Annotated in this window: 5 protein-coding genes; all 5 read right to left on the reverse strand. The window is 75.6% G+C overall.

The features are described from left to right. Nucleotides 1-395 (reverse strand): AAA family ATPase (locus NWP09_RS12250; RefSeq protein ID WP_258275781.1); only part of this gene is annotated, 395 nt, incomplete at its 3' end. Then, complete coding sequence (locus NWP09_RS12255; protein ID WP_258275782.1) at nt 392-1,312, reverse strand: NAD kinase; 921 nt, start codon at nt 1,310-1,312, stop codon at nt 392-394. The genes NWP09_RS12255 and NWP09_RS12250, both read right to left, overlap by 4 nt. After that, nucleotides 1,309-2,097: a TlyA family RNA methyltransferase gene (locus NWP09_RS12260; protein WP_258275783.1), complete on the reverse strand. Its 789-nt coding sequence runs from the start codon at nt 2,095-2,097 to the stop codon at nt 1,309-1,311. The genes NWP09_RS12255 and NWP09_RS12260 overlap by 4 nt, the downstream gene beginning before the upstream one ends. Next, nucleotides 2,090-2,215: a hypothetical protein gene (locus tag NWP09_RS12265; protein WP_258275784.1), complete on the reverse strand. Its 126-nt coding sequence runs from the start codon at nt 2,213-2,215 to the stop codon at nt 2,090-2,092. Before NWP09_RS12265 ends, NWP09_RS12260 begins: the two co-directional genes overlap by 8 nt. Further along, nucleotides 2,208-3,203: a reductase gene (locus NWP09_RS12270; RefSeq protein WP_258275785.1), complete on the reverse strand. Its 996-nt coding sequence runs from the start codon at nt 3,201-3,203 to the stop codon at nt 2,208-2,210. The genes NWP09_RS12265 and NWP09_RS12270 overlap by 8 nt, the downstream gene beginning before the upstream one ends. Nucleotides 3,204-3,287 lie beyond the last annotated feature (84 nt).

Consider the following 3,287-nt stretch of genomic DNA (forward strand, 5'->3'; position numbering starts at 1 on the left):
GCGACGAGCCGGTCGGCGAGCTCGCGCAGCAGCCCGGCGGGCACGGCGGCGCCGCCCGCCTGGGCGCGCGAGCGCGCGGTGCTGTCGGGCGTGCGCGAGAGGGCCCGACCGAGGATGAGCTCGCCGTCGTCGACGCTGCCGCCGGCGTCCTCGACGATCGCCACCGCATCCGCGTCGTCGACGAGCCACACGCCCTGCACCGCGGCGCGCTCCTCGCCGGAGCGGATGACGCCCGCGTCGGCGCGCTCGCCGCGCAGGAGCGCGAGCGCCTGCACGACCATCGTCTTGCCCGCGCCCGTCTCGCCGGTGATCGCGGTGAAGCCGGCGCCGAACGGCACGCGGGCCTCGTCGATCACGCCGAGCGAGCGGATCGTGAGCTCGTCGAGGCGGCTCACGGGCGCTTCCGCCGGAAGCCCTCCACCGGCAGGTGGAACTTGGCGACGAGCCGGTCGGCGAACGGCGCCTCCGACAGGCGGGCGAGGCGCAGCGGCATCGCGTCGCGCGTCGCCTCGACCCGGGACCCCTGGGGGAGGTCGAAGGAGCGCCGCGAGTCGCACCACAGCACCGCCGGATGCGTCGAGTCGTCGGCGATCGTGACGGTGAGCCGCGACGTCGGCGCGACCACGAGCGGCCGCGTGAAGAGCGCGTGCGCGCCGAGCGGCACGAGCAGCAGCACCTCGGCGGTCGGCCACACGATCGGGCCGCCGGCGGAGAACGAGTAGGCGGTCGATCCCGTGGGCGTCGACAGGAGCACCGCGTCGGTGCCGAACGAGGAGATCGGCCGCCCGTCGATCTCGAGCAGGGTGGTGATCATGCGTCCGGAGCCCGACTTCTCGATCGCCGCCTCGTTCACCGCCCAGGTCTGGTGCACGAGCTCGTCATCCCGGAAGACGCGCACGCACAGCGTGAGGCGCTGCTCGACCTCGTAGTCGCGCAGCAGCGCGCGCTCCACGACCTCGGCGGACTCGGCGACCTCGGCCTCGGCGAGGAAGCCCACGTGCCCGAGGTTGATGCCGAGCAGCGGCGCGTCGAGCTCGCGCTGCAGCTCGGCGGCGCGGAGGATCGTGCCGTCGCCGCCCAGGGTCATGATGAGCTCGACGTCGAGCGCGCCCGAGCGGTCGTACGCCTCGACGGCCGTGAGCGCGGGCTCCGCGTCGAGCAGCACCGGCCGGTCCTCCGTGAGCACGACGGGCGTGACGCCCGCGGCGAGCAGCCGCTTCGCGATCGCCACGGCGCTCTCGACCGCCTCCGCGCGGCCGGGGTGGAACGCGAGCAGGAACCGGCGCTCGCGCACCTCGCTCGCCTCGCTCACCGCGTCTCCTTCGCCAGCCCGACGGACTCCTCGAGCCATTCTGTCGGATTGGATCCCGCGGTCGCCGAGAGGTACGCGAGGTACTCGTGGTTCCCGCGCGCGCCGAGGATCGGGCTGCGGAGGAGGCCGGCGGTCCCGAGGCCGGCATCCCACGCGGCCCACAGCACCTGCTCGATCGCCTGCGCGCGCAGCGCGGGATCCGTCACGATCCCCTCGCGCACGCCGGTCCGGCCCACCTCGAACTGCGGCTTGATCAGCACGATGACGTCGGCGCCGGGGGCTGCGACGCCCGCGAGCGGGCCGATCGCGAGCGTGAGCGAGATGAACGAGAGATCGGCGGTGACGAGGGTCGGCGCCGGATCGAGCGAGCGCGGCTCGAGGTCGCGCACGTTGCGCCCCTCGAGCAGCGTGATCGGCAGCGCGTCGACGTCGAGCTGGAACTGCCCGTGGCCGACGTCGAGCGCGGTCACGTGGCTCGCGCCGCGCGCGAGGAGCACCTGGGTGAAGCCGCCCGTCGACGCGCCGGCGTCGAGCGCGACGCGCCCCGTCGCATCCACGCCGAACGCGTCGAGGGCGGCGAGGAGCTTGTGGGCGGCGCGCGACACCCACGCGTCGCCGCCGGCGATCGTGATCTCGGCGCCGGCGGCGACCTTGAGGCTCGCCTTCACGACCCCGCGGCCGTCGACGGAGACGAGCCCGGCGGCGATGCGCTGCTGCGCCTGGCTGCGGCTGCGCGCGAGCCCGCGCTCGACGAGCGCCTGGTCGAGGCGGGTCTCGTCAGCCACGCACCGCTCCCAGCTCCGCCTGCAGCCGGTCGTGGATGCGGGCGAGCTGGTCGGCGCGCTCGTCGAGCGGCTGCTGCTCGAGCAGCTCGAGCTCGTCGAGGAGGTGCTCTTCAGCCATGCGTCGAGGCTAGCGAATCGATGACCGCGAGCTCGTCGGCGCGCGAGAGCCTGTTGGGAGACGCACGATCGAGGCCCCGCGCGCGCTCATCCTCGAGCGCGTCGGCGAGCATGGGCTCGAGCGGCCGGTGCTCGCCGCCCGCCGCGAGGTAGCGCGCGCTCGAGCGCTGCGCGTGCGAGGCGAGCGCTCGGGGAAGCGTGAGGGGCAGGGCTCGCGGGCCCATCCAGTGCCCCACGTCGGCGGCCTCGAGCTGCTCGTCGGTCGCCCGGACGAGCGCTCCCGTGTGCCCGGCGATGCTGCGGGCGAGATGGATGAGCTCGTGCAGCCGCCGCTCGGCGCCGACGGCGTTCACAGTGCCGCGGAGCGCGGGGGCGCGCTCGACGATGAAGCGGGACAGGTCGCCGACGTGGATCGTCTGGGTCGGCTGGTCGCGCTCGGGGATGAGCACCGGCCCGTCGCCCGCGAGCGCGAGGCGCGCGACCCAGTGCCCGAAGCGGTCGCTCGCGTCGCCGGGACCGCCGATGAGGCCCGGGCGCACGACGGCCAGCCGGTCGCCGAGGCGCTCGCGCGCGACCCGCTCGATCCACGCCTTCGCTCCCCCGTACTCCTCGCCCGACTCGTCCTCCGGGACGAGGTCGTCGTCCTCGTCAGCGCCGACGGGCGCCTCGAGCCGCTGCGCCGACACGGAGGAGACGAACGTCCAGTGCGCCGCGCGCTCGGCGAGCGCGTCGAGCGCGCCGCGCGCGTGGGAGGGCAGCCGGGTGACGTCGACGACCTCGTCCCACTCCCCCGCGAGCCCGCCGTACGCATCCGCCTCGCCTCGGTCGCGCGCGACGAGCCGCGCGCCCTCGGGCACCGGCCCGCCCTCGCCGCGCGCGAGGCACGTGACCTCGGCGCCGCGCGCGAGGTGGCCCAGCGCGATCCGGTGCCCGAGCCACCGGGTGCCGCCCAGCACCAGTACGCGCCGCGGCGCCGTCGCCTCTGCCATGGCAGTCACGCTAGCGCCATGTCGTGGCGTTGCGGCCCCTCGCGGGAGCCCCGAGGCATGCGTGGGCTCAGGCGACGCCGGCCG

This window comes from Agrococcus sp. HG114 (genome assembly GCF_024723325.1).
In the GTDB taxonomy this organism is placed as follows: Bacteria; Actinomycetota; Actinomycetes; order Actinomycetales; family Microbacteriaceae; genus Agrococcus.

Bases quoted from the DNA above. Each gene is read 5' to 3' on its own strand.
- NWP09_RS12265 (WP_258275784.1), bottom strand. From the start codon at position 2,215: ATGGCTGAAGAGCACCTCCTCGACGAGCTCGAGCTGCTCGAGCAGCAG.
- NWP09_RS12270 (WP_258275785.1), bottom strand. From the start codon at position 3,203: ATGGCAGAGGCGACGGCGCCGCGGCGCGTACTGGTGCTGGGCGGCACC.